Below are 24276 nucleotides of genomic sequence, written 5' to 3' on the forward strand. Positions count from 1 at the left end.
CCTCATGGCTAATGGCGCCGTCCGAGGTTCGCGATGGCGTGCCCCAGCACCAGGTACACGACCGCCGCGAGCCCGTACCCGGCGACGACCCGCGCCCACCGGTCGTCGAAGGTGAACAGGTCGCGGGACCAGCCCGCCAGCCAGTTCGCCGCGTCGTGCACGAACTGGACGAACTTGTTCGCGCGGTTCGCGTCGAGGAGATCCAGCGCGATCCACAGGGCCAGCACGAGGGCGAGGACGTCGGCGACTCCCGCGACCAGCGACCCGACGCCTCTGCCATTGCGATCCGGAGACATGCGGTACGGGTGTCCCGTCGCGCGGGAATGAAACCTGACGCGTCTGACCTGCGCGTATCACCCGGTGTGAGCCTCCCCGGGTGGCGGACCGGCGTCCGCCGGGTGAGGCTGGCCGGGACAAGTTCGGGGGGAAGTCCACACATCCCGGAGGACCCCGTGGCCGTACCGATACGGCGCCTTCTCGTGGCGCTCAGCGTGTGTTGTGCCCTGCTGGTGGGCGGGACCGCGTGTTCGAGCAGCGGGAAGAGCGCCGCACAGGACACCGCCGCACAGGACACCGTGGCCGCCGCTGTCGCCGCCGGTGACCCGAGCCCCACGCCGACCGTCGAGCGGCAGCGGCTCGCCAAGACGCGGTTCGTGGCGAACGCGGGGCTCGCGGCCGGGGCGACCTATCAGTGGATCGTGAAGCCCTGGAAGGCCGGAAAGTTCAAGAAGGGCACGAAGGGACGGACGTTCGCCCTGGTCAAGGCCGGTCTCGCCGGGACCTTCGCGTACAACCGGCTCAAGGCGGCCAGCCGCAACGCACAGGGCGACCCGCTGCTGTCGAAGGCGATGGCGCCGCTCACCTCGGGCATCGACGCGCTCAAGGACCTGCCGTCCAAGCTCCGCAAGGGCGACGACTCGGCGGCCGGTTCCTTCGACGACATCATCGGCAAGGTGAAGGACGCCGGGAAGAGCGCCGGCGCCGAGGTGAAGGACAAGGTGCCGTCGGCCGGTCAACTCGCCGGTGGTTAGACGGAGTTGAGTTCCGCGAGCACGCGCAGGCTCTCCGGGTCCGGTGACATGGCCAGCAGGTCGGTCACCGGGCCCTTGCGCCACAACTCCAGCCGCTCCGCGATGCGTTGGCGCGGCCCGACGAGCGAGATCTCGTCCGCGAAGGCGTCGGGCACGGCCGTGATGGCCTCCGCGCGACGCCCGGACAGGAACAACTCCTGTATCTGGCGGGCCTGTTCCTCGTACCCCATCCTCGCCATGAGATCGGCGTGGAAGTTCCGGGCCGCCGCCCCCATGCCGCCGATGTAGAAGCCCAGCATCGCCTTCACGGGCGCGAGCCCCTCGGCGACGTCCGCGCAGACCCGGACCTGGGCCATCGGCGCGACCGTGAACCCCTCGGGCACGGTGACGTCCCCGTACGCGTCCGGCCGGTCCGGCGACCAGTACAACGGGAGCCAGCCGTCGGCGATTTGGAGGGTCTGGGCGACGTTCTTGGGCCCTTCGGCGCCCAGCAATACGGGGAGTTGGGCCCGCAGCGGGTGCGTGATCGGCTTCAGCGGCTTGCCGAACCCCGTCGCGTCCGGGCCCCGGTACGGGAGGGGGTGGTAGGCGCCGTCCAGCTCCACCGGCCCCTCGCGGCGCAGGACTTGGCGCACGACGTCGACGTACTCGCGGGTCGCGGTGAGCGGCGACTTCGGGAACGGGCGGCCGTACCAGCCCTCCACGACCTGCGGGCCGGAGAGGCCGAGGCCCAGCAGCGCGCGGCCACCGGAGAGGTGGTCCAGGGTGAGGGCGTGCATCGCGGTCGTCGTGGGGGAGCGGGCCGCCATCTGCGCAACGGCCGTACCCAGCCGGATCGTTGACGTGTGGGCGGCGAGCCAGGCGAGCGGGGCGAACGCGTCCGAGCCCCACGACTCCGCCGTCCACACCGAGTCGTAGCCGAGCCGCTCCGCCTCCTGGACGAGGGGGAGGTGGCCGGGGTTGGGGCCGCGACCCCAGTAGCCGAGCGCGAGACCTAGCCGCATGGCATCTCCTGACGATCCGTCAAGTAACGGGAGCCGTGCGACTGTACGGCAACGGCCCTCCACCGGGAAGAGTGAAGGGCCGTGTGCCTGGAGGGTGTTCGGTCAGCCTCGCTGGATGCCCGAGCTGTCGCGCAGGACGCCGCGGCGGCCGTCCTGGGTCTGCGCGATGAGCCCCTGCGTGTTCTGCTCGACCGCCAAGTACCAGGTGCCCGGGGCGAGTTCGGCGATCGGGTTGGGCGCGCCGTCCTCCGCGAACAGCGGCCGGGGCACCGGCACCGCGAACCAGAACGGCGAGAACTCCGGCGCGGGCTGCGCCGCCGGAGCCGGGGCGGGCTGGCCACCGCCGAACGGCGGCTGACCACCGAACGCCGGGGGCTGCTGCTGGGCGCCCGGGTAGCCGTAACCGGCGGGCGGCTGCGGCTGGGCGCCGTACGGCTGCGGGGCCGGGGGCTTCGGCGCCGGGATCAGGCCCGCCTGGAGCGCGGGGACCAGCGGGGTCGCGATCGCCCCGCCCGCCATCACCAGCGTCGCCACGAGCAGCAGGATCAGGCCCGTACCCGCGTCGAAGGTGTCCCGGGAGCCCTCGAAGTTGTTCATGGCGCTCACCGGGTCGAGCACGTTGCCCAGCGCGCTCCACGCCGCGAACACCGTGAACGCCACGCCGAACTGGCGCAGGTCGAGACCCGCGACCTTCGGCACCTGCGGCAGCACGCGCGAGACGACGACCAGCGCGGCACCGATCAGACCGGCCAGCACCACGCCCATCAGGATCGGACCGCTCGCCCAGGAGCTGGGGAATTCGAAGCCGTCCGGGGCCTCATCGGCCGAGTAGACGTCGAGGAACGACGCGATGAACAGCAATACCGCTGCTCCGATCACCACGCCGTCGCCTCTAGTGAGGGAGCGGATATTCACTTCAGGTCCTTCGTCGGTCAGCTGTCGTCAACGTAGGGACGACACTATCGTCCGCGCAATCGGCCTGTCCGCCCGGAGAGGTTCGGTGACGCTACCCGTGCAGGAAACTCACGATTCCCTCAGAGATCCCTTGCGCGGCCTTCTGCCGCCACGCGCCGCTCGTGAGCAGGGCCGCGTCCTTCGGGTCCCGCATGTTGCCGCACTCGATGAACACCTTCGGGACCGTCGACAGGTTGAGGCCGCCGAGGTCGGTGCGGGTGACCAACCCGGTGCCGGAGCCCACGTAGTTGGACGGCGCGCTGCCCGTCGTACGGCGGAAACTGTTCGCCACGAGTTCGCCGAGGCGTTTCGAGGGGGCGACGATCGGGCGGGTGTCGGCGCCGCCCTCGTGGACCGCGCCCGGCAGGATCACGTGGAAGCCGCGGTTGCCGGTGCCCGAGCCGTCCGCGTGGACCGAGACGACCGCGTCTGCCTTCGCCGCGTTGCCGATCCGCGCGCGCTCGTCGACGCAGGGGCCGAAGGGGCGGTCGGCGTCTTGGGTGAGCTTCACCTTCGCGCCCTCGGACTCCAGGAGGGTGCGCATGCGGTGAGCCACGTCCAGGGTGAACTGGGCTTCCGCGTAACCCGAGTTGGTCGAGGTGCCGGTGGTGTCGCACTCCTTCTTGTTCGTGCCGATGTCCACCGGGCGGTTGATCTCGGAGGCGTGCCGGTAGTTGGTGGGGTTGTGGCCGGGGTCGATGACGATCGTCCGGCCGCTCAGCGGCTTCGCCGGGGACTTCATGTCCGGCATGGGGATGGCGGGCGTCGCCGACATCGGCGCCGCCGTCGCCGTCGTCGTACCGCCCCCGCCCGTACCGCTGTACACGAACCACCCGGCCGCCACCACCGGCACCAGCACCGCCGGCACCACGACCAGCGGACGGCGGAAGGGGGAGCGCTCCGTATTCGACACGCCGGTCAGCCTAGGCCCTGTCCCCGCCCCCGCGCGGCAGCCATGCCCACATCAGGATCGCGCCCGCGAGCAGGACGGCCGTGCTCGTGCGGAAGACCAGGGCGTAGCCGTCGGTCAGGGCGGTGGCGGTGGTGTGGCCGTCCGTGCGGGTCGCCGCGATCGTGGCCATGACCGCGAGGCCGAGGGAGCCGCCGATCGTGCGGGAGGTGTTGATCAGGCCGGAGACGATGCCCGAGTCGCCGGGCGCCGCGCCCGAAGTGGCCAGGGACGCCAGGGGAGTTGTCGCCAGGCCCGCGCCGAGCATCATGAGGATGCCGGGCAGGACGATCGCGGTCAGCAGCTCGCCGTCCGCGCTCATCGTCGACTGCCAGGCGAACCCGGCCGCCGCGATCAGCGCCCCGAGGACCGCCGTCGCGCGCGGGGACGTCGTACGCATCAGGCGCGGCGCCAGCTTCGAGCCGGCGATCACCGCGAGCGAGCTGGGCATCGTCGCGAGGCCCGCCTCCAGCGGGGTGTAGCCGAGGACGTTCTGCGCGTACAGCGTCATGAAGAACCACATGCAGAACGTCGCCGAGCCGTTGATGAACATCGCCACGTTCGCCGACGCGACATGCCGCCGCCGCAGCAGCCCGAGCGGCATCAACGGCGACTTCGCCCGCGCCTCGACCGCGAGGAACGCCGCGATCAGTACGGCGCCCGCGGCCAGCGGCAGCAGCGCCGCCGACGACGTCCACCCCTCCGACTCGATGCGCGAGATCCCGAACGCCAGCGTCGCGAGCCCGGCCGTGACCAGCAGCGCACCGGGGACGTCGAGCCGCTTCCTGATCTCCGCACGCGTCTCCGGCAGCCAGCGCAGCGCGCCCGCGAGGACCAGCGCGCCGATCGGTACGTTGATCAGCAGCACCCAGCGCCACGACAGCGTGTCCACCAGGACCCCGCCGACCAGGCCGCCCGCCGAACCGCCGCCCGCGCCGACCGCCGTCCACGTCGCTATCGCCCGCGCCCGCGCGGGGCCCTCCGGGACGGCCGCCGTCAGCAGCGTCAGCGTCGACGGCGCGAGGATCGCCGCGCCGAGGCCCTGCACCGCGCGGGCCAGCAGCAGCTCCCAGTCCGACTGGGCGAGGCCGCCGGTCAGCGAGGCCAGCGTGAACAGGGCGAGGCCGACCAGGAACGTGCGCTTCCTGCCGTACAGGTCGCCCGCCCGGCCGCCCAGCAGGAGGAAACCGGCGAACGTGATCGCGTACGCGTTCACCACCCATTGCAGGCCCGGCGCGCTCAGGCCCAGGTCGGCGCGCATCGAGGGGAGGGCGACGTTCACCACCGAGATGTCCAGCACGACCAGGAACTGTCCGGCGCAGGCGAGCGCGACGATCAGCCAGGCGGGCGGGCGGCGCTTCGGCGGCGGGGTCGGGGCGGGGGCGGCTGTGGGGGCCTGGGTGGGCTCGGGAGCGGAGGGCATGGTGGTCATGGTCGCAAGCGGTTTCTGGTCCGTACATCGGGTTTCGGGAGCAATGCGGCTCGGGCGGAGGGCCTACGACTTTGTGCGGGGGCTGGGGGCCGTGATTCCGTGAGGTCCACGTGGTGCAGCGGAGGCTTTCCTCCGGTTTCCCAAGAAATGGTCAAGGATCACCGGGGCGGGGCTTCCGGCGGAATAGTTGCCTGTGCATACGTCGTTCTGGCTGCACGTACCCCTTTCCTTACCTGGCCCCTACACGGCCTTGGAGGCCCCAGCCCATGTCGCAATCGCCGACCGACCGGACCACCCGCGAAGCGAGCGGTGCCGTCGTGCCGGTCCTCGCCTTCGCGGGCATCGTCGTCGCGGTCATGCAGACCCTGCTCGTCCCCGTGATCAAGGACCTGCCGCAACTGCTGAGCACCGCGCCCTCCAACGCGACCTGGGTGCTCACCTCCACCCTCCTGTCCGGCGCCGTCGCCACGCCGATCATGGGGCGCCTCGGTGACCTCACGGGCAAGCGGCGGATGCTCATCGCGAGCCTGTCCGTCATGGTCGTCGGCTCGCTGGTCAGCGCCGTCACCAGCGATCTGCTGATGATGATCGTCGGACGGACCCTCCAGGGGTTCGCGATGGGCGCGATCCCGCTGGGCATCGGGCTCATGCGGGACATGCTGCCCCGCGAGAAGCTCGGCTCCGCCATGGCGCTGATGAGTTCCTCCATCGGCGTCGGGGGCGGGCTCGCGCTGCCTGCCGCCGCGCTCGTCGCGCAGCATGCCGACTGGCACGCCCTCTTCTACGGTTCCGCCGGGCTCGGTGTGCTGTCGATCGTCCTGACGCTGCTTGTCGTGCCCGAGTCGCCGATGCGGGCCGAGGGGTCGTTCGACCTGCCTGGCGCGCTGGGACTTTCCGCCGGGCTCGTGCTGCTGCTTCTGCCCATCACCAAGGGGAGCGACTGGGGGTGGGCTTCCGGTACGACCCTCGGGCTGTTCGCCGCCGCCGTCGTCATCCTCGTGCTGTGGGGGCTGTACGAGCTGCGCGTCTCCGCTCCGCTGGTCGACCTGCGCACCACCGCCCGGCGTGAGGTCCTGCTCACGAACCTCGCGTCCATCATGGTCGGCGTCAGCTTCTACGTCGTCTCGCTCGTCCTGCCCCAGCTTCTTCAGCTGCCCACCGCCACCGGGTACGGGCTCGGGCAGTCCATGGTCGTCGCCGGTCTGCTCGTCGCTCCGCTCGGGCTGACCATGATGTTCACCGCGCCCGTGTACGCGCGGATCTCCGCGAAGTACGGGCCCAAGGTCACGCTCATCCTCGGGCTGCTGATCATCGCGATCGGGTACGGGGCCGGGCTCGGGCTCATGAGCGCCGCCTGGCAGAGCGCCGTCATCGCCGTTGTGCTGGGGGCCGGGATCGGGCTCGCCTACTCCTCGCTGCCCGCGCTGATCGTGGGGGCCGTTCCCGCGTCCGAGACGGGGGCCGCGAACGGGCTCAACACGCTCATGCGGTCCATCGGGACGTCCGTGTCCAGCGCCGTCATCGGGATGGTCCTCGCGAACACCGCGAACCATGTGGGGGGCGTTGCGATTCCTACGATGCATGGGTTCCGGGTTTCCTTCCTCATCGCCGCCGCCGCTGTTGCTGTGGGGCTAGTGTTCGCGTTGTTCCTGCCGGGGCGGGTTGCTCCGCAGGGGCAGCAGACTCAGTTGCGGGCCAGCAGTGAGGAGGAGGCGAACCTTGCTCATGCGGAGGAGGTTCTGCATGGGTTCCGGGGGCGTGTGGTCTCCGCTTCCGGTGAGGCTGTTGCTCGGGCCAAGGTGACGCTCATCGATCGGCGGGGGCGGCAGGCCGGGTCTGCCGTGTCCGGTGAGGATGGGCGGTACTCGGTGGCTGTGCCGGGGTCGGGGGCGTATGTCCTTGCCGCGAAGGCTGTGGGGCATGGGCCGTTGGCTTCGCCGGCCAGCCATGTGGGTGAGAACGCGGTGGAGTTGGATCTGGCGTTGCCTGCGGGCGAGGGAGTTGTTTCCTCCGTTCAGTAGGGGGTGGGTGGGGGGCTGTGTGACGGGCCGCAGGCTGTGTGTGGCTGGTCGCGCAGTTCCCCGCGCCCCTTTGGGGCGCGCTGTTGTCAGGGTGTTGGGGAGTGGACGTCGGTGAGCGGGACCGTTTTTCGTAGTGAGGATCTGCCTTCTTAGGTTCGGTTCGGTCTGTGGTGGGAGTTGGTGGGGCGGAGGGCTGACGCGAGCCCTCTTTTTGTGTGGCTGGGGGTGTGCGACAGCATGGGGGCCGCATTGTTGTGCCTTCGGAAGGAAGAACCCATGGACGCCCTTGCTGCTCGGCCCGAGCCGGAGGTTCTGGCTGCTTTTCTGGGGGCCAAGGGGTTCATGCCCGAGGATGAGGGGCTGGCCTTGTACGCGGTTGCCGTCGAGGCGGGGGCGTTGGGGTTGCCGTTGCTTGAGGTGGGGACTTACTGCGGGCGGTCCGCTGTGTTGCTTGCCGGTGCTGCTCGGCGGAGCGGGGTTGTTGCGCTTACCGTCGATCATCATCGGGGGAGCGAGGAGCAGCAGCCGGGGTGGGAGTATCACGATCCCGAGACCGTCGATCCCGAACTCGGCCTCATGGATACCCTTCCCACCTTCCGGCGTACCCTCCATCGCGCCGGCCTTGAGGACCACGTCGTCGCCCTCGTCGGCCGCTCCCCGCAGGTCGCGAACCTGTGGAACTCCCCCCTCGGCCTCGTCTTCATCGACGGCGGCCACACCGACGAGCACGCCACCGCCGACTACGAGGGCTGGTCCCCCCACGTCGCCCAGGGCGGCCTCCTCGTCATCCACGACGTCTTCCCCGACCCCGAGGACGAGTTCACCGGCCAGGCCCCGTACCGGATCTACCTCCGCGCCCTGAGCTCGGGAGTCTTCGAGGAACTCGGCGTACAGGGGTCCCTGCGGGTCCTGCGGAAGCTGTGAACTCCCCCTGTCCGCAAGCCCAGTTGGCCCCCTTTGTCCCAGCTCGGCCCGGTAAAATGATCTAGTGGGGAAGGAGCCCGGATGGACCGGAACATACGTACCGTCGACGACGTCCTCGACCTGCTGGACACCCTCTTCGCCCCCGGAGCCGACCGGTGGACCGACCAGGCCGGCGACTGGTGGGACAGCTTCTACGCGGACCGCTCCCGCCCCGTCCCCTTCTTCGTCGACAAGCCCGACGAAAACCTCGCCGCCCTCCTCGAACAGCGTGTCCTCACCGGCGGCCGAGCCCTCGAACTCGGCTGCGGCCCCGGCCGCAACGCCCGCCACCTCGCGGCCCACGGCTACCAGGTCGACGCCGTCGACATCTCCCCGGCCGCGATCACCTGGGCCGAAGAGCGGGCCCGCGAGGCCGGCGCGGACGTCCGGTTCCACCTCGGCGACGCCTTCAAGCTCGTCGGCACGGAGCTGACGGGCCCCTACGACCTCGTCTACGACTCCGGCTGCTTCCATCACCTGCCTCCTCACCGCCGTATCAGCTACCTGCGTCTCCTGGACCGGGCACTCGCACCCGGCGGGTACTTCGGACTCACCTGCTTCGCCGCCGGCGCGATGGGCTCGGAACTCCCCGACGCCGACTTCTACCGGGAGGGCGCCCTCCAAGGCGGCCTCGCCTACACCGACGACTCCTTGCGCGGGATCTTCGGAGAGCTGACGGAGGTCGCGCTCCGGAGGATGCGGGAGGAGGGGGAGGGGTCCCCGTACTTCGGCAAGGCATTCTTGTGGGCGGCGTTGTTCCGTAAGGCCGTTCAGTAGGCGGTTCGGTCGGCCGTTTCCGCCGGGCGGGTAACTCTTTCTGAGGCGGGGCCTCTTGTGGCTGAGGAACGGCTCGGAGGGCGGGAGCCCTCGTCCGGCCGAGGAGTTCCTCGGAGCGTGTGGCCCCTGTGCTGCCTAGGAGTTACTCGGAGCGTGGGAGCCGGCCTCGATCTCCCGCCGCTACAGCCACCCCTGCTGCCGTGCCTCCCGCAGTGCCTCCGTGCGGTTGCGGGTGCCTGTCTTTCCGATCGCCGCCGAGAGGTAGTTGCGGACCGTCGACTCCGACAGCCGCAGCCTCTCCGCGATGTCCGCCACCGTCGCCCCGTCCGCCGACGCCTCTAGCACCCCGCGCTCACGGGTCGTCAGCGGGTTCGGGCCGGACGCGAGGGCTGCCGCCGCCAGCGCCGGGTCCACCACCGTCTCCCCGGTCAGCACCCTTCTGATCGACTGCGCCAACTCCTCCACCGGACCGTCCTTCACCAGGAACCCCGCCGCCCCCGCGTCCATCGCCCGCCGCAGGTAACCCGGCCTGCCGAACGTCGTCAGGATCAGCACCCGGCAGTCCGGCACCTCGTCCCGCAGCTCCGCCGCCGCGTCCAACCCGCTCTTGCCCGGCAGCTCGATGTCCAGCAGGGCCACATCGGGACGGCACATCAGCGCCGTGTCCACGATCACGTCCCCGGCGCCGATTTGCGCCACCACCTCGATGTCCGGCTCCATCCCCAGCAGCAGCGCCAGCGCGCCCCGCATCATCCCCTGGTCCTCCGCGAGCAGTACCCGGATGGACCTCGCGGGACGGTGGCTGCTCGGCATCTCGCTCGCTGCCGGGTCCATCGGGGAGTACGGCGAGTTCAGGGGGCTGCTGGTCACGGGGACAGCCTAGGGCCGGGGCCCGAGGAGGGCGCGGTGTGACGGGGGTCCGGGGCGGGGCGCACGGTGTACACGCCCGGCGCACAGGGTTCGGGGTGCCAGCCGTCCACGCTTCCGGCACCGTGCACGGGGTCCCTCCGGGGGGTGCCGCCGTAATCCTCGGCTTCCGCCGGCAACTCCGCAGTCACCGTGAACCCACCCCGCACTCCCGGCCCGGCTTCCAGGGTTCCACCGACTGCGGCGAGGCGTTCACGGAGCCCGATGAGGCCGGTGCCGCGTGTGGGGGTGTCGGGGGGTGAGGTGTCTTGGGCGGGGGTGCGGATGGGGGGTGAGGGGGTTGGGGCGGGGGGTTCGGTGGTGGTCGGGGTGTCGGTTGTTGAGGAATCCGCGCCAGCGCCAGCTGAGGTGCCGGTCGTCGGAGATCCCGTGTCGGCGGTGGCCGAGGTGCCGTCTGCTGCGGAAGCCGCGCCAGCGCCGACCGGGGTGCCGGTGGTCGGGGTATCTGTGCCAGCGGTGGCCGAAGTGCCGGTCACTGCGGAAGCCGTGCCGGCGCTGGTCGGGGTGCCGGTGCTAGTGGCTGAGGCACCGGTCGTTGGGGAACCTGTGCTGGCGCCGGTCGAGGTGTCGGTGGTGGTCGAGGTGCCGGCTGTTGAGGAATCCGCGTCGGCGTTGGCTGAGGTGCCGGTCGCTGGAGACCCCGTGTCGGCGGTGGCCGGGGTGCCGGTGGTCGGGGAACCGGTGCTGACGGTGGCTGAGGTGCCGGTCGTTGGGGAACCTGCGTCGGTGGTGGTCGGGGTGTCGGTTGTTGAGGAATCCGCGCCAGCGCCAGCTGAGGTGCCGGTCGCTGGAGACCCCGTGTCGGCGGTGGCCAAGGCGCCGTTCGCTGCGGAAGCCGAGCCAGCGCCAGCCGGGGTGCCGGTCGTCCCGGAACCCGTGCCGGAGCTGTCAGCGGCGCTCGGCGTCCCAGTCGCCGAGGCAGCTGTGCCGGAAGTGCCGGGCGCTCCGGCGCTGGTCGAGCCGTCCGAGCTGAGGGCGTCGAGATTCTGGCCCAGGGCCTCGGTGGCTGGCGTGCTCAGACCTGGGCCGTCGAGCCTCCGCCCACCGCTCCCCGAGACACCGTCGGCCTCCATGGCGCCGCTGGTCCCTGAGACGCTGCTGGCCCTCGTCACACCGTCAGTTCCTGAGGCACCGCCTGCCCTTGAGGTGCCGCTGACCCCTGAGGAACCGTTGACCTCCGAGGCGCCGCCAACCCCCGTGACGCCACCGGTTCCTGAGGCACCGCCTGTCCCTGAGGTGCCACTGACCCCTGAGGTGCCACTGACCCCCGAGGCGCCGCCAACCCCCGTGACGCCACCGGTTCCCGAGACACCACCACCCCCCAAACCCCCGCCCACCCGAACCACCCCGCCCCGCTTCGGCACCACCCCGTCATCCGTCACCGTCAACCGCACCCGCCCCGAACCCCCCGTCAACTCGATCGCGCAATTCCTCGCCCCGCTGTGCCGGACGATGTTGGTGACCGCCTCGCGGACCACCCAGCCCAGGAGGGCCGCTGTGTGAGGGGACAGGGGTGGGCCGGATTCTGTGATCGTCGGGGTGATGCCGGCGGTCGCGAGGGTCGAGCGGGAGCGGGCCAGTTCGGTCGTGAAGCTGCTCTCCCGGTAGCCGGTGACCGCCTCGCGGATCTCCGTCAGGGCCTGGCGGCCCACCGACTCGATGTCCGTGATCTGGACCAGGGCCGCGTCCAGGTTCCTGGGTGCCAGGCGGCGGGCGGCCTCCGACTTCACGACGATCACCGAGAGGGTGTGGCCCAACAGGTCGTGCAGGTCACGGGAGAAGCGGAGCCGCTCCTTCTCCACCGCGCGCCGGGCGAGTTCCTCGCGGGCGGAGCGCAGTTCACGGACCGTGTCCGTGAGGGAGAGGACGGCCGCCGTCACCAGCGTCGAGATCCAGGTCGCGTACGCCGTGTCGAGGCTGCCCCAGCCCTCGCGCACCACACCGACCGTGCCGGAGAGGGCCGTCAGGGCGAGGCTCGCCCAGCGCAGGTGCGGCATCCTGATCGCCGCGCCCGTCGCGAGGCCGAGCAGCGGGAAGAACAGCAGCCAGGTGCCGCCGTATCCCAGAGCCAGCGCGCAGGTGATCAGGGTCAGCAGCGCGAGCGCCACCCTCGTCGACGTCGCCTCCCTGGTCTCCCGGAGAAAGGCGCGGAAGACGACGTAGATATAGAGCGAGTTGAAGGCGAGCAGACCCAGACCGCCGACCACCGGGTTCGGGGTCTCGGGCTGGAAGAGATTGGAGAAGGCGCCGAGCCCGATCAACAGCCAGGGCAGCATGCTGAAGCCGCTGAGCGCGAAGTCCTTGGACTCCCTGGCTCTCCCTGTCCCGCATTTCCTGTACATCCCGCGAGTCCCCCGTCCGGCCATGTGCTGCGCCGCCGATTGCTGTGAGTCACGACGCTACGCGCCTCCCACCAGCGCCCGACAGAACCGTCCGTACCGACTCCAGCAGTACAAATGTCACTGCCCCTCGGCACACCCCTCCTCCCGGCCCCGGCCACCGCCCTCGACCCCGCAGCCCGAATCTGATGACTCGTCAGGAGCCTTCACAATCAAACTGCCCTCGGCTATACCTAGGGCGCCGGACTGGAACAGGTTCCAGTCCGACCACGACGACCTCGGTGCGGCCGACGGTGCGGACAGCCGTACCGAGGTCTTGGACCCACCGCACCAGCGCTCCGCACCGACGCCCCCCAGGGAGCCCCCGTGCCCATCGACGCAGCCGCAGCCCTCGCCGCCACCCCCCGCACCGGCGAGATCACCTGGACCCGCAAGGACGTGCAGCTCTACCACCTGGGCATCGGCGCCGGCACCCCCGCCACCGACCCGGACGAACTGCGCTACACCCTGGAATCCCGCCTGCACGTCCTCCCGAGCTTCGCGACGGTCGCGGGAAACGGCTCGCCCGGAGTGATCAGCGGCCTGTCGATGCCGGGAGTCGACGTCGACCTGTCCCAAGTCCTGCACGGCGGCCAGTCGTTGACGATCCACCGCCCGATCCCGGCAGAGGGAACCGCCACCGCGACGGGCCGCATCGCGGCCGTGTACGACAAGGGCAAGGCGGCCGTCCTCGTCATGCGCACCGAAGTCACCGACGCCGAAGGCCCGTTGTGGACCGGCGACGCACACATCTTCGTACGCGGCGAAGGCGGCTGGGGCGGCGAGCGCGGCCCCTCCGGTCGCCTCGAACCCCCCACCGGGGAACCGGACTTGACCGTAGAGCGCGAGATCCGCGAGGACCAGGCCCTCCTGTACCGCCTCTCCGGCGACCACAACCCCCTGCACGCGGACCCCGACTTCGCGAAGCGTGCCGGGTTCGAACGGCCCATCCTGCACGGCCTGTGCACGTACGGCATGACGCTGAAGGCCGTCGTGGACGCGGTGTTGGACGGGGACGTGAGCCAAGTCCGGTCGTACGACACGAGGTTCGCCGGGGTCGTGTACCCGGGCGAGACGCTGCGCGTCCGCATGTGGCGCGGCGAGGGGGCCGTACGCGTCGCGGTGAGCGCCGCCGAACGCGGCGACGCGCCCGTGCTCGCCGACACGATCGTCCAACACGCCTTGATCTGAGGGGAGTCGCGCCCATGCGCGCAGCCGTACTGCACGAGATCGGTCAGGACAAGCTGGAGGTCCTCGACGACGTCGAGGCCGTGGGGTTCGGGCCCGGCAGGGTGAGGGTCCGGGTGCGGGCGACGGGCCTGTGCCACTCGGACCTGTCCGCGATGAGCGGGGTGCTGCCGCAGCCGGGGCCGTTCGTGCCGGGGCATGAGGGCGCGGGCGAGATCCTCGAAGTCGGGGAGGGCGTACGGAACTTGAAGGCCGGGGACCGGGTCGTCGTGTGCTGGCTGCCCGCCTGCGGTGCCTGTCCCGCCTGCAAACGCGGCCAGACCGAGCTGTGCCTCGCCGGGTTCATGAACGCGGGAACCCCCAACTTCCGCCGCCCCGCCGGGGATGTGTTCGGGTTCGCGGGGACCGGCACGTTCGCCGAGGAGGTCGTCGTCGACGCCGGGTGCGCGGTACCGATCCCCGAGGACGTGCCCTTCGACATCGCCGCGCTCATCGGCTGCGGGGTGACCACGGGACTCGGCGCCGCCCTCAACACCGCTGACGTGGAAGCCGGTTCGTCCGTCGCCGTGATCGGCTGCGGGGGTGTCGGGATCTCCGCGATCCAGGGCGCGCGGCTCAAGGGGGCCGCCGAGATCGTCGCCGTCGACCCGGTCGAGTCCCGGCGCGAGGCGGCGCTCAAGTTCGGTGCCACGAAGGCGGTTTCGCCCGACGAGCTGCCCGGCATGAAGCAACTGGTCACCGGGGGCGAGGGGTTCGACTACGTCTTCGAGGTCGTCGGCCGGTCCGCCACCGCGCGCACCGCCTACGAGAACACCCGGCGCGGCGGCACCCTCGTCGTCGTCGGCGCCGGTGCGATGGACGACTTCCTCCAACTCAACATGTTCGAGCTGTTCTTCGACGAGAAGCGGATCCTGCCGTCCATGTACGGCGGCGGTGACGTCCTGCGTTCCTACGAGCGGACCATCGCCCTCTGGCGTGCCGGGCGCATCGACCTTGAGGGCCTCATCACGCACCGGGTCCCGCTCGCCGACATCAACGAGGCCCTCGACCAGATGCGCACCGGGACCGCTCTGCGGACCTGCATAGAGATCTGAGGAACCGTCATGTCCCGTCCCCTGGAAGGGCTTTCGGCGATCGTCACCGGCGCCGGGCGTGGACTCGGACGCGCCGAGGCGCTCGAACTGGCCAGGCTCGGCGCGGCCGTTGTCGTCAACGACTACGGGCAGGCCGGCCGCGACGGCTCCGGCGAGGCGTCCGCGACGCCCGCGGAGGAGGTGGCCGCCGAGATCCGCGCCGCCGGGGGCGAGGCGACCGCCCACACCGGGGACGTCTCCGACTTCCAACAGGCCCGCGAACTCGTCGAGTTGGCGATCGAGACGTACGGCGAGCTGGCCGTCCTCGTCAACAACGCGGGCATCCTGCGCGACCGGATGGTCTTCTCCATGACGGAGGGGGAGTGGGACGCGGTCGTCCGGGTCCACCTCAAAGGGCACTTCAACACGACCCGGTTCGCGGCGGCGCACTGGCGGGAGCGCGCGAAGCGGGAGGGGGGACCGGTGTACGGGCGGATCGTCAACACCTCCTCCGAAGCGTTCCTCGCGGGCTCCCCGGGACAGCCCAACTACGCCGCCGCCAAAGGCGGAATCGTCGGCCTGACCGTCTCGACGGCCCTCGCCCTCACCAAGTACGGCGTCACCGCCAACGTCATCTGCCCCCGTGCCCGTACCCGCATGACCGAGGACGTCTTCGCCGCCGTAGAGGAACCCGACCAGGGCATCGACCCCCTCTCCCCGGCCCATGTCGCCCCCCTCGTCGGCTACTTGGCCTCCCCGGCCGCCGCCCGCATCAACGGCCAGCTCCTCGTCGTCCACGGCGGCATGGTCGCCGTCGTCGAACGCCCGCGCATCCGCGCCAAGTTCGACAGCAAGCAGGACGCGTTCACGTACGACGAGCTGGACGCGGTACTGACACCGCACTACGCCGAGCGGCCCAGCGGGGAGACGTTCGGTGCGGCCGAAGTGCTGGGGCTGCGGCGGGAGTAGAGAGCCGACGCCCCGCCGGTCCGGTCAACCGTACGCCGTTCCCGCCACCTCCGCCCTGATCAACTCCGCCACCCGCTCGTCCTGTTGCGCAGGCCGCTGCGATCGAGCCGGCCACAGCGGACCGAACGCGTCCCCGTGCCAACGCGGCACCAGATGCGCATGGAGATGGAACACGGTCTGAGTCGCCGCAGCCCCCGCAGAGTTGACGACGTTCAGCCCGTCGGGGGCCAGCGCACGCCGCAACGCCGGAGCGAGATGCAACAGCGCCGTCGTCAGGCAGTGTGCGTCCGCCGCGCCGAGATCCCAGAGGTCGCGGACATGCGTGCGGGGAACGAGCAGCGTGTGGCCGACAGCGGCGGGGTACAAGGGCAGGAACGCGACGGTCCACTCGTCCTCGTACACGATCCGAGCGGACCCGCTACCCGCGACGATGTCGCAGAAAACGCACGCCGACATGCCAACTCCCTTGAGAAAAGCCTCACTCAAGAAAAAGGCCCCGCCGATCACCCCTCGGTGACCAGCGGGACCCACATACCCGAACCGCCTACGCCGCAGCCGACTCCACCTGCTCCGCCGGCCTGCGATGCCGCCCGTGCGAAGCCGTCTCCGCATCATGCGCCGACTGCGGCCCGCGATGGCGCCCGGCGCCGCCGGACTCGGAGCCGTGCGTCTCGGCGTACGGCCGCTGCGTGGTGTTTGCGTCGTTCATCGGAAGTGCTCCACCCCGTAAACCTGATCCTTCATACAGCCCGGCAAGTCTATCGAGACCCCTGAGGCCGAAGGGGTGGGCGAGGCGTCGGCGCCTACCTTGTTACACGTTTGTCGAGTGGCGCCTGCTGCAACGGCACCGGACGCGGCGCGACAGCCGTACGCCTCACCTCGACCCCCTCCCACGCCCGCACCCGAGCCACCCCGCAGGGCTCGCCCCCCGTCGTGTACGGCAACCCCAGCACCCCCTCCGAAGACCACCACCCGCTCCCCGTCAACCATCCCTCGGGCGCGGCGACTTGACGCATCCGCCGATCCGCCGCCCGCCACATCCCCACCCAGCACCCGTACGCCCCGTCGACCCGCAGCGCCACCGCACAGCTCTCCGGCAGCAGCACCTGCCCCGGCTGCACGGCGAACGGCGTCACCGAACACCCCGCCGCCCGCAGCGACTCGGGGAAGCGGACCGGCAACGTACTCCCCAACACCCCCCACCCGAGCCGGGGTTCACCCGGCGCGTCCGACCGGATCAGCAGCAGCCCGCTGTCCCGGTCGGCGAGCAGCAGCCGGTCGTCACTCTCCTCGGTGATCTGGAGGAGCGGCGACACAGCGCCGTCCCGCCCGAGGTCGACCACAACCGCCTTGGTACGCCCGCCCAGTTCACGGTCGACGGCCAGCAGCCGCCCGTCCGGGTCCAGCCACACCCCGCCGCCGCACCGCCCCGGCACCTCCGCCAGCCGCTCGGGCCCGAACGCACCCCCGGCCACCTGCCACACGACCGTCGACGCCTCGCCCGCCGCCAGCGCGAACACCCGTTTCCCGCACGGCGACGGCGGCAGCAACGACAGGTCCGTACACTCCACCGCCCCGAGCTGCACCTCCCCGGTACCGGGCCCCGTCGGGTACAACAGCGAGAAAAGATGCCGCCCTTCGACCCGCCGGTGGATCAACACCCGGCCGTCCGCGAGGGGTTGGACCTCGGTCCCGGCCTCCTCCGGCTGCGCGCCGGGCAGCGGGACGACGTACGCCTCCGGCCCGCCCAGCGACCATCTCTCGGGGAACCACGCGTCCCCGTCCCGGGCGAGCCGCGCCCCGTACCCCCCGTCCGCAGTGATCACGCAACCCGCTCCCGTCGCCCCCTCCGCGTCCCCCGCGGCCGGTTCGATCACACAAGCCGTCATCGACCGATCACCTCCGCCGCAGAAGGTAGTTTTCGCACGCGCGGCCGTGGGACGAGCGGGCCGGTACTTCGCTCGTACGAGTGGCGCAGAAGCGATTCCTCTGAGGCGGGGAGGGGGTATGTGCTTCGAGGGGAGTGTGGGCCCGCCGCCGGAGTTATCCACAGGTATCCCCACGACCGGTATGTTCCACAGGAACCGGCAGGTAGCCTTGGGTGCGTGCCCCGTCTGTCTGAAGTCATCGCCGCGCTGGAGAGTCTGTGGCCCGCCGAGCGGGCCGAGTCCTGGGACGCGGTCGGCACCGTCGTGGGCGATCCGGAGCAGGAGGTCGGGCGGGTGCTGTTCGCCGTCGACCCCGTCCAGGAGATCGTCGAGGAGGCGGTGAAGCTGGGCGCGGACCTGCTGGTCACGCACCACCCGCTGTACCTGCGGGGCACCACGACCGTCGCCGCGTCGACGTTCAAGGGCCGTGTCGTGCACACGCTGATCAAGAACGACATCGCGCTGCACGTCGCGCACACGAACGCCGACACCGCCGACCCCGGCGTCTCCGACGCCCTCGCGGGCGCGCTCGGCCTGCGCGTCGTCCGCCCCCTCGTGCCCGACACCACCGACCCCGCCGGACGGCGTGGCCTCGGCCGGGTCTGCGAGCTCGACCACCCGCTGACCGTACGGGAGTTCGCCGCCCGCGCCGCCGAGCGGCTGCCCGCCACCGCGCAGGGCATCAGGGTGGCCGGCGACCCCGAGGCCGTCGTCCGCACGGTCGCCGTCAGCGGCGGCTCCGGCGACAGCCTCTTCGCGTACGTCCGCGCCGCGGGCGTCGACGCGTTCCTGACCGCGGACCTGCGCCACCACCCGGCGTCCGAGGCCCGCGCCGAGCATCCCCTCGCGCTGGTCGACGCCGCGCACTGGGCCACCGAGTGGCCCTGGTGCGAGCAGGCCGCCGCCCAGCTCGACGCGGTCTCCGAGCGTGAGGGCTGGGGCCTGCGCACCCACGTCTCCGCCACGGTCACCGACCCCTGGACCAGCCATTCCGCATCCCCCTTTGGAGCCCCCAACTGAACGCCGCGCCCGCCGACCAGAACCGCCTTCTCGACGTCCAGGCCCTCGACGTCCGACTCCAGCAGCTCGCCCACAAGCGCCGCTCGCTGCCCGAGCACGCCGAGATCGAGTCGCTCGGCAAGGACCTCACGCAGCTGCGTGACCTCCTCGTCGCCGCGACGACCGAGGAGAGCGACTGCACGCGCGAGCAGAAGAAGGCCGAGCAGGACGTCGACCAGGTCCGTCAGCGCGCCGAGCGTGACCAGCGCCGGCTCGACTCCGGCGCCGTGACCTCGCCGAAGGACCTGGAGAGCCTCCAGAGCGAGATCGTCTCCCTCGCGAAGCGGCAGAGCGACCTCGAAGACGTCGTCCTCGAAGTCATGGAGCGCCGCGAGTCCGCGCAGGAGCGGGTCGCCGAGCTGACCGAGCGCGTCGGCGCGGTCCAGGGCAAGATCGACGACGCGACCGCCCGCCGCGAGGCCGCGTACGCGGAGCTCGACGGCGAGGCCGGGACCGTCACCAAGGAGCGCGGCGTCGTCGCGGGCGTCGTCCCCGCCGACCTCCTCAAGCTGTACGACAAGCTGCGCGAGCAGCAGGGGGGCATCGGCGCGGCCAAGCTGTACGCCCGCACCTGCCAGGGCTGCCGCCAGGAGCTGGCCGCCGCCGAGATCGCCGAGATCCGCAAGGCACCGGCGGACTCCGTGGTGCGGTGCGAGAACTGCCGGCGGATCCTGGTCCGTACGGTCGAGTCGGGGCTGTAGGACGGATGGCCGACGGGGGAGAGGCGCCGGGAGCGGAGGCCGAGCCGGCGCGGACCCGGCTTCCCCGGCACCTGGTCATCGAGGCCGACGGCGGCTCCCGGGGCAACCCCGGGCCCGCCGGGTACGGCGCCGTCGTCGCCGACGCGGACACCGGGGAGCTGCTCGCCGAGCGGTCCGGCTTCCTCGGCGTCGCCACCAACAACGTCGCCGAGTACAACGGGCTGCTCGCGGGCGCGCGGGCGGCCCACGCGCTGAACCCCTCCGCCGCCGTCCACGTCCGCATGGACTCCAAGCTCGTCGTCGAGCAGATGTCCGGCCGCTGGCAGATCAAACACCCCGCGCTCCGCCCCCTCGCCATCGAGGCCGCGAGGCTTCTGCCGGGGGACCGGGTGAGCTACGAGTGGATCCCCCGCGCGCAGAACAAGCGGGCGGACCGCCTGGCGAACAAGGCGATGGACGCGGGTCAGCGGGGCGAGGTGCCGCCGGGGGGCGTGGTCGACGGGCCCGAGTACGAGGCCGAGGCCGCGGTTGGCGCCGAGCGGAACGGGTACGGGGCTGAGGTCGCCGGTGCCGAGGCGCACGCGTACGACGCCGAGGTCGCCGTCGGGACCGGCGTACGTGTCGGCCGGAGCCCCCACAGCGAAGCCGTATCCGCCGCCGTACCCGAACCTCACCCCCGTCACACCACCCCCCGCCCCGCCCCCGACATGGGCACCCCCGCAACCCTCGTCCTCCTCCGCCACGGCGAAACCCCCCTCACCCCCGAGAAACGCTTCTCAGGAAGCGGAGGTTCCGACCCGAGCCTCTCCGAGGTGGGCCGGGAGCAGGCCGCCCGCGTCGCCGAGGCGCTCGCGCGCCGGGGAAGCATCGAGGCGATCGTCGCCTCGCCCCTCGCGCGCACCCGCGAGACGGCGGAGGCCGTCGCCACCCGCCTCGGTCTCGACGTCGCTGTGGAGGACGGCCTGCGGGAGACGGACTTCGGCGCGTGGGAGGGCCTCACGTTCGGGGAGGTCCGTGAGCGGCACCCCGAGGACATGGCCGCGTGGCTGGGCGACCCGGAGGCGCGTCCGACGGGCGGCGGGGAGAGCTTCGCGGAGGTCGCGGAGCGGATCGCCGTCACCAGGGACCGGCTGACCAGCGCGTACGCCGGCCGCACGGTGCTCGTCGTCAGCCACGTCACGCCCATCAAAACGCTGGTCCGCCTGGCGCTCGGCGCGCCCCCGGAGGCCCTCTTCCGCATGGACCTCTCCGCCGCGTCCCTCTCGGCGGTGGCGTACTACGCGGACGGAAACGCGAGCGTCCGGCTCCTGAACGACACGTCGCACCTGCGCTGAGCGCTCAGTGCACCTCGTCCACCAGGACGTCCAGCTTCCCCGGCCCCGCGACCTCCACGACGTACCCCAACTCCCGCAGCACATCGGCGAGTTCGGCAGGCCCCGACGGCTCGGACCCCGACGTCAGCAGGCTCCGTACGATCCGCCCCTTCGTCGCCTTGTTGAAGTGGCTGACGACCTTCCGCGTCGGCGCGTGCAGCACCCGAACCGTCGCCGTGCGCCCCGCGACCTCCCCCTTCGGCTTCCACGCGGCGGCGTACGCGGACGACCGCAGGTCGAGCACCAGCCCCTGCCCGGCCGCCTCCGGCAGCACCTCGGCCATCGCGCCCCGCCAGTGTGCCCCGAGCGCCCCCACCCCCGGCAGTTTCACGCCCATCGAGCACCGGTACGACGGGATCCGGTCGGTGACCCGGACGGCCCCCCACAGCCCCGAGAAGATGAGCAGCGACCTGCCGGCCCGCCGGGCGGCGTCGGCCTCAAGGGTGGCGAGCCCCAGGGCGTCGTACAGCACCCCGGTGTAGATCTCCCCGGCGGGCCGGGCCCCGGCGGTCAGCAGCTCGGCGTTCTTGCCGACCTCACCCCGCAGCCCCTCACTGAGCCCCAGCACCTCCCGGGCCTTCTCCTCGTCCCCCCGGCACAGCTCCACCAACTCCCCGAGCACCGCCTCCCGGGCACCCCCCAGCCCCGGCAGCGACAGCCCCTCCACCTTCACCGGCGCACCCCGCCCGGACGCAGCCTTACCTTCGGACGGCGGCAGCAGCACAAGCACGAACGATCTCCTTCACGACAACTCAGCCCAGCGTACGGCGCAGAACGCCCCACCTTGCACATGCCCCGCCCCCGCCCCCGCCCTACGCTCGTCCCATGCCCCGTCGCCCCATCCACGTGACCGGCGCCCCCGAAGCCCCGCTCCGTGCCGCCCTCGCAGAGCTCCGCACCGAGCTGGGAATCCCCGACGCCTTCCCGCCGGAGGTGCTCGCGGAGGCGGAGCGCAGCGCGTCGGCGCCCAGGCTCCCGACGTACGACGCGACCGACATCCCGTTCCTCACCATCGACCCGCCCGAGTCGACCGACCTGGACCAGGCGCTGCACCTGTCGCGGCAGGGCACCGGCTACCGCGTCCGGTACGCGATCGCGGACGTCGCGGCGTTCGTCGTACCGGGGAGCGCGCTGGACGCGGAGGCGCACCGCAGGGTGACGACCCTGTACTTCCCCGACGGCAAGGTCCCCCTGCACCCGGCGGTCCTCAGCGAGGGCGCCGCCAGCCTGCTGCCGGACCTGACCCGCCCGGCGGCCCTGTGGACGATCGACCTGGACGCGGACGGCCGGACGCTCGCGGTGGACGTACGCCGCGCGCTCGTGCGCAGCAGGGCGAAACTCGACTACGCGGGAGTGCAGAAGCAGATCGACGCGGGCACGGCGGAGGAACCCCTCGCGCTGCTGAAGACCATCGGTGAGCTGCGGGAACGCCAGGAGGTCGAGCGCGGCGGCATCTCCCTGAACGTCCCGGAGCAGGAGATCGTGGAGCGGGACGACACGTACGAGCTGACCTACCGCGCCCCCCTCCCGGCGGACGGCTGGAACGCCCAGCTCTCCCTGCTGACCGGCATGGCCGCCGCCGACCTGATGCTGTCGTACGGCACGGGAGTGCTCCGCACCCTCCCCGCCGCCCCGGACGGCGCCGTCGGCCGCCTGCGCCGGGTCGCGCAGGCGCTGCGCATCGACTGGCCCCACCACGTCCCGTACTCCCTCCTGATCCGCTCCCTCGACCCGCACGACCCCCGCCACGCCGCGTTCCTCCAGGAGTGCACGAGCCTCCTGCGCGGCGCCGGCTACACCGTCTTCCGAGCCGGCACCCTCCCCGCGCTCACCACGCACGCGGCCGTCGCCGCCCCGTACGCCCACTGCACGGCCCCCCTGCGCCGCCTCGCCGACCGCTACGCCACCGAGCTGTGCCTCGCGGCGATGGCGGGGGAACCGCCGCCGGAGTGGGTCCTCGCCGCCCTCGACGCGCTCCCGGACCGGATGGCGGAGGGCGGCCACCGGGCGAACGCCGTGGAGCGGGCCTGCGTCGACATCGTCGAGGCCGCCGTCCTCGCGGGCCGCGTCGGCGAGACCTTCGACGCCTGCGTCATCGACCTGGAGAACCACCACGGCACCGTCCACCTGGAGTCCCCCGCGGTCGTCGGCCGTATCGACGGCGATCACCTCCCTCTCGGCGAACATCTCCGCGTCCGCCTCACCCGAGCGGACCCGGCGACACGCACCGTCCGCTTCGCACCCGCCTGATCTCCTGGACGACGCTGTCGGCGTCGTCCGCGTGCAGCCGCACGACCGTCACCTCCCGCACCCGCCCCAGCAGCCCCGCGTGGACGACCGGTTCCGCCAGCTCCAGCGTGACGGAGGTCTGTCCGCCGACCGGCAGGCTCAGCTCACCCTCGGCCCCGGGGTGCGAGAAGCGCGTCTCGCGCCGGACGCCGGATATCCGGTCGTAGGGGAGCCGGACGTCCACCTGCCCGTACCGGACCCGCAGCGCGTCGCCCTCCAGGACGTGCGGCCGGACCACGCAGGACGCGTACGACCCGAGGACCAGCGCGAGCGTGTAGACGTCGAGCGCGAACACCGCCCAGTGGGCGACGGGGTACTCCCGCAGCAGGACGGCCAACCCGGCGGTCTCGACCACGCACACGAACACGAGGGCCGCCGTCATCGCCCCCTGCCCGCGCATGTACGCCAGCCGCCGCCCCTCCCCGGTCTGCCGCCGCCCGGCCCAGCGCGCGAGGTCGGCCCACATCCGCCCCTGATGCCGGGCCAGCGCCCGCAGGGTCCTCATGTCGTCACCCCGAGGATCTCCAGCACCCGCCGGATCGCCGCCGCCTGGCCCGGCGGGAAGTCGGCGTAGAAGGCGCGCAGGAACGTGCTGTCCGGTTCGGCCGGCCCCTCGGGCAGCAGGCCCGCCGGCACGCACGCGGCGAGCCGGTGCGCGGCGGCCTCCACGCGCGGGTCGTCCGCCGCCGCGTCGGCCAGGTCGTCCAGCAGCGCGTACGCCTCGTTCGCCCGCGCGACCGCCTCCGGGGACTCCGTGACCGTTCCCACCGCCGCCAGCAGCCGCTCCCGCGTCTCGGGCGGCGCCGCCGTCTCGATCAGGGCCAGCACCTCGCGGTCCTTCGCGGCCATCGGCGAGTCGGCCAGCCCGGACGTCCGCGCGAACAGCTCCGCCAGCTCCGGGGAGACGGGGCCCTCGGCGGACAGCTCACCCGCCTCCAGGAGGACCCGCAGCCGGGCTCGTCTCTCCCGGATCGCCGCCTCCTGCCGGGCCAGGTCCTCGTCCAGCTCTTCGAGCACCTCGGTGAGGTCCTTCCCGGCGTCGTCCGCGAGGACGTCCCGGACCTCCGCGAGGCCCACGCCCAGCTCGGTCAGCCGGCGGATCCTCGCGAGGGCGACCGCGTGCCGCAGGGTGTAGTCGCGGTAGCCGTTCGAAAGGCGGTCCGGCTCCGGGAGCAGGCCCAGGTGGTGGTAGTGGCGTATGGCCCGCGTGGTGACGCCGACCGTCTCGGCGAGTTCTCCGATCCTCATGCCGACCAGTAC

23 protein-coding genes and 1 pseudogene are annotated in these 24276 nt (G+C 71.9%); 11 read left to right on the top strand and 13 right to left on the bottom strand.

Translation table 11 applies throughout. From position 1 onward, the window contains the following. Window positions 1–8: 8 nt before the first annotated feature. On the bottom strand, window positions 9–296 hold the full coding sequence (locus J8M50_RS11760; RefSeq protein WP_010351930.1) for a hypothetical protein: 288 nt from the start codon (window positions 294–296) through the stop codon (window positions 9–11). Between the two features lie 156 nt (window positions 297–452). On the opposite strand from J8M50_RS11760, the gene J8M50_RS11765 reads away from it, so the two are divergent. After that, window positions 453–1031 (top strand): hypothetical protein, encoded by a 579-nt coding sequence (locus J8M50_RS11765; protein WP_010351928.1) that lies wholly within the window; start codon window positions 453–455, stop codon window positions 1029–1031. On the opposite strand, the gene J8M50_RS11770 is transcribed toward J8M50_RS11765, so the two are convergent. The 4 genes from J8M50_RS11770 to J8M50_RS11785 form a co-directional block, all read right to left on the bottom strand. After that, window positions 1028–2035, bottom strand: coding sequence for an LLM class F420-dependent oxidoreductase (locus J8M50_RS11770; RefSeq protein ID WP_010351927.1), 1008 nt, complete (start codon window positions 2033–2035; stop codon window positions 1028–1030). The genes J8M50_RS11765 and J8M50_RS11770 overlap by 4 nt on opposite strands. A gap of 102 nt (window positions 2036–2137) precedes the next feature. After that, window positions 2138–2950 carry a DUF5336 domain-containing protein gene (locus J8M50_RS11775; protein WP_075824741.1) on the bottom strand — a complete coding sequence of 271 codons (813 nt, stop codon included), beginning with the start codon at window positions 2948–2950 and terminating at the stop codon, window positions 2138–2140. A 91-nt stretch (window positions 2951–3041) separates the two neighbouring features. After that, complete coding sequence (locus J8M50_RS11780) at window positions 3042–3902, bottom strand: N-acetylmuramoyl-L-alanine amidase (RefSeq protein WP_010351925.1); 861 nt, start codon at window positions 3900–3902, stop codon at window positions 3042–3044. 10 nt (window positions 3903–3912) lie between these two features. Further along, the gene (locus J8M50_RS11785) at window positions 3913–5370 is read right to left on the bottom strand and encodes an MFS transporter (protein WP_010351924.1); all 1458 of its coding nucleotides are present in this window, start codon (window positions 5368–5370) and stop codon (window positions 3913–3915) included. Window positions 5371–5636: 266 nt separating this feature from the next. Between J8M50_RS11785 and J8M50_RS11790 the strand changes: the two genes are divergently transcribed. The 3 genes from J8M50_RS11790 to J8M50_RS11800 all read left to right on the top strand — a co-directional run bounded on the left by J8M50_RS11790 (window position 5637) and on the right by J8M50_RS11800 (window position 9131). Next, window positions 5637–7391, top strand: a complete 1755-nt coding sequence (locus J8M50_RS11790; RefSeq protein ID WP_010351923.1) for an MFS transporter — start codon at window positions 5637–5639, stop codon at window positions 7389–7391. Window positions 7392–7667: 276 nt separating this feature from the next. Continuing rightward, window positions 7668–8315 carry a class I SAM-dependent methyltransferase gene (locus tag J8M50_RS11795; protein ID WP_010351922.1) on the top strand — a complete coding sequence of 216 codons (648 nt, stop codon included), beginning with the start codon at window positions 7668–7670 and terminating at the stop codon, window positions 8313–8315. Window positions 8316–8396: 81 nt separating this feature from the next. Further along, window positions 8397–9131, top strand: coding sequence for a class I SAM-dependent methyltransferase (locus J8M50_RS11800; protein ID WP_010351921.1), 735 nt, complete (start codon window positions 8397–8399; stop codon window positions 9129–9131). 180 nt (window positions 9132–9311) lie between these two features. Here J8M50_RS11800 and J8M50_RS11805 read toward each other — a convergent pair whose 3' ends face one another. Then, entirely contained in the window at window positions 9312–9944 is a 633-nt protein-coding gene (locus J8M50_RS11805; RefSeq protein ID WP_029183607.1) for a response regulator transcription factor, read from the bottom strand. 1310 nt (window positions 9945–11254) lie between these two features. Then, window positions 11255–12400 (bottom strand): annotated as a pseudogene (locus J8M50_RS11815) (sensor histidine kinase); the annotation flags it as partial. A 363-nt stretch (window positions 12401–12763) separates the two neighbouring features. Here J8M50_RS11815 and chsH3 point away from each other — a divergent pair. Genes chsH3 through J8M50_RS11830 form a run of 3 tightly spaced genes read left to right on the top strand, consistent with a single transcriptional unit; the run spans window position 12764 to window position 15666 of the window. Beyond that, complete coding sequence (gene chsH3 / locus J8M50_RS11820; RefSeq protein WP_010351918.1) at window positions 12764–13627, top strand: enoyl-CoA hydratase ChsH3; 864 nt, start codon at window positions 12764–12766, stop codon at window positions 13625–13627. A 14-nt stretch (window positions 13628–13641) separates the two neighbouring features. Next, window positions 13642–14718 (top strand): Zn-dependent alcohol dehydrogenase, encoded by a 1077-nt coding sequence (locus tag J8M50_RS11825; RefSeq protein ID WP_010351917.1) that lies wholly within the window; start codon window positions 13642–13644, stop codon window positions 14716–14718. 9 nt (window positions 14719–14727) lie between these two features. Next, window positions 14728–15666, top strand: a complete 939-nt coding sequence (locus J8M50_RS11830) for a 3-oxoacyl-ACP reductase (protein ID WP_010351916.1) — start codon at window positions 14728–14730, stop codon at window positions 15664–15666. A 24-nt stretch (window positions 15667–15690) separates the two neighbouring features. Here the strand turns inward: J8M50_RS11830 and J8M50_RS11835 are convergent, their stop codons facing one another. The 3 genes from J8M50_RS11835 to J8M50_RS11845 form a co-directional block, all read right to left on the bottom strand. Beyond that, window positions 15691–16122 carry an HIT family protein gene (locus tag J8M50_RS11835; RefSeq protein ID WP_040835759.1) on the bottom strand — a complete coding sequence of 144 codons (432 nt, stop codon included), beginning with the start codon at window positions 16120–16122 and terminating at the stop codon, window positions 15691–15693. A gap of 88 nt (window positions 16123–16210) precedes the next feature. Next, a complete protein-coding gene (locus tag J8M50_RS11840; protein WP_086013966.1) occupies window positions 16211–16375 on the bottom strand; it encodes a hypothetical protein in 165 nt (54 codons plus the stop codon). A gap of 94 nt (window positions 16376–16469) precedes the next feature. Next, window positions 16470–17555: a hypothetical protein gene (locus J8M50_RS11845; protein WP_010351914.1), complete on the bottom strand. Its 1086-nt coding sequence runs from the start codon at window positions 17553–17555 to the stop codon at window positions 16470–16472. A gap of 216 nt (window positions 17556–17771) precedes the next feature. On the opposite strand from J8M50_RS11845, the gene J8M50_RS11850 reads away from it, so the two are divergent. The 3 genes from J8M50_RS11850 to J8M50_RS11860 are packed head-to-tail and all read left to right on the top strand — an operon-like array spanning window position 17772 to window position 20688. Further along, a complete protein-coding gene (locus J8M50_RS11850; RefSeq protein WP_010351913.1) occupies window positions 17772–18614 on the top strand; it encodes a Nif3-like dinuclear metal center hexameric protein in 843 nt (280 codons plus the stop codon). Continuing rightward, the gene (locus tag J8M50_RS11855; RefSeq protein ID WP_178855024.1) at window positions 18611–19354 is read left to right on the top strand and encodes a zinc ribbon domain-containing protein; all 744 of its coding nucleotides are present in this window, start codon (window positions 18611–18613) and stop codon (window positions 19352–19354) included. The genes J8M50_RS11850 and J8M50_RS11855 overlap by 4 nt, the downstream gene beginning before the upstream one ends. 5 nt (window positions 19355–19359) lie before the next feature. Continuing rightward, complete coding sequence (locus tag J8M50_RS11860; RefSeq protein WP_010351911.1) at window positions 19360–20688, top strand: bifunctional RNase H/acid phosphatase; 1329 nt, start codon at window positions 19360–19362, stop codon at window positions 20686–20688. Window positions 20689–20692: 4 nt separating this feature from the next. Here the strand turns inward: J8M50_RS11860 and yaaA are convergent, their stop codons facing one another. Further along, window positions 20693–21457 (bottom strand): peroxide stress protein YaaA, encoded by a 765-nt coding sequence (gene yaaA / locus J8M50_RS11865; protein ID WP_010351910.1) that lies wholly within the window; start codon window positions 21455–21457, stop codon window positions 20693–20695. Between the two features lie 95 nt (window positions 21458–21552). Between yaaA and J8M50_RS11870 the strand changes: the two genes are divergently transcribed. Beyond that, window positions 21553–22977 (top strand): RNB domain-containing ribonuclease, encoded by a 1425-nt coding sequence (locus J8M50_RS11870; RefSeq protein ID WP_029183604.1) that lies wholly within the window; start codon window positions 21553–21555, stop codon window positions 22975–22977. Here J8M50_RS11870 and J8M50_RS11875 read toward each other — a convergent pair. Both J8M50_RS11875 and J8M50_RS11880 read right to left on the bottom strand, forming a co-directional pair. Beyond that, on the bottom strand, window positions 22928–23521 hold the full coding sequence (locus J8M50_RS11875; protein WP_010351908.1) for a hypothetical protein: 594 nt from the start codon (window positions 23519–23521) through the stop codon (window positions 22928–22930). The genes J8M50_RS11870 and J8M50_RS11875 overlap by 50 nt on opposite strands. Further along, a complete protein-coding gene (locus J8M50_RS11880; protein WP_029183603.1) occupies window positions 23518–24264 on the bottom strand; it encodes a MerR family transcriptional regulator in 747 nt (248 codons plus the stop codon). Before J8M50_RS11880 ends, J8M50_RS11875 begins: the two co-directional genes overlap by 4 nt. Between the last annotated feature and the right edge of the window lie 12 nt (window positions 24265–24276).

The organism is Streptomyces acidiscabies (assembly GCF_020010905.1).
Taxonomy (GTDB): domain Bacteria; phylum Actinomycetota; class Actinomycetes; order Streptomycetales; family Streptomycetaceae; genus Streptomyces; species Streptomyces acidiscabies.

Excerpts from the sequence above, each read along its gene's own strand:
- J8M50_RS11860 (WP_010351911.1), top strand. The coding sequence starts at position 19,360 with ATGGCCGACGGGGGAGAGGCGCCGGGAGCGGAGGCCGAGCCGGCGCGG.
- J8M50_RS11795 (WP_010351922.1), top strand. The coding sequence starts at position 7,668 with ATGGACGCCCTTGCTGCTCGGCCCGAGCCGGAGGTTCTGGCTGCTTTT.
- J8M50_RS11760 (WP_010351930.1), bottom strand. The coding sequence starts at position 296 with ATGTCTCCGGATCGCAATGGCAGAGGCGTCGGGTCGCTGGTCGCGGGA.
- J8M50_RS11840 (WP_086013966.1), bottom strand. The coding sequence starts at position 16,375 with ATGAACGACGCAAACACCACGCAGCGGCCGTACGCCGAGACGCACGGC.
- J8M50_RS11825 (WP_010351917.1), top strand. The coding sequence starts at position 13,642 with ATGCGCGCAGCCGTACTGCACGAGATCGGTCAGGACAAGCTGGAGGTC.
- J8M50_RS11770 (WP_010351927.1), bottom strand. The coding sequence starts at position 2,035 with ATGCGGCTAGGTCTCGCGCTCGGCTACTGGGGTCGCGGCCCCAACCCC.
- J8M50_RS11880 (WP_029183603.1), bottom strand. The coding sequence starts at position 24,264 with ATGAGGATCGGAGAACTCGCCGAGACGGTCGGCGTCACCACGCGGGCC.
- J8M50_RS11800 (WP_010351921.1), top strand. The coding sequence starts at position 8,397 with ATGGACCGGAACATACGTACCGTCGACGACGTCCTCGACCTGCTGGAC.
- J8M50_RS11785 (WP_010351924.1), bottom strand. The coding sequence starts at position 5,370 with ATGACCACCATGCCCTCCGCTCCCGAGCCCACCCAGGCCCCCACAGCC.
- J8M50_RS11870 (WP_029183604.1), top strand. The coding sequence starts at position 21,553 with ATGCCCCGTCGCCCCATCCACGTGACCGGCGCCCCCGAAGCCCCGCTC.
- J8M50_RS11845 (WP_010351914.1), bottom strand. The coding sequence starts at position 17,555 with ATGACGGCTTGTGTGATCGAACCGGCCGCGGGGGACGCGGAGGGGGCG.
- J8M50_RS11875 (WP_010351908.1), bottom strand. The coding sequence starts at position 23,521 with ATGAGGACCCTGCGGGCGCTGGCCCGGCATCAGGGGCGGATGTGGGCC.
- J8M50_RS11805 (WP_029183607.1), bottom strand. The coding sequence starts at position 9,944 with ATGCCGAGCAGCCACCGTCCCGCGAGGTCCATCCGGGTACTGCTCGCG.
- J8M50_RS11790 (WP_010351923.1), top strand. The coding sequence starts at position 5,637 with ATGTCGCAATCGCCGACCGACCGGACCACCCGCGAAGCGAGCGGTGCC.
- J8M50_RS11835 (WP_040835759.1), bottom strand. The coding sequence starts at position 16,122 with ATGTCGGCGTGCGTTTTCTGCGACATCGTCGCGGGTAGCGGGTCCGCT.
- J8M50_RS11830 (WP_010351916.1), top strand. The coding sequence starts at position 14,728 with ATGTCCCGTCCCCTGGAAGGGCTTTCGGCGATCGTCACCGGCGCCGGG.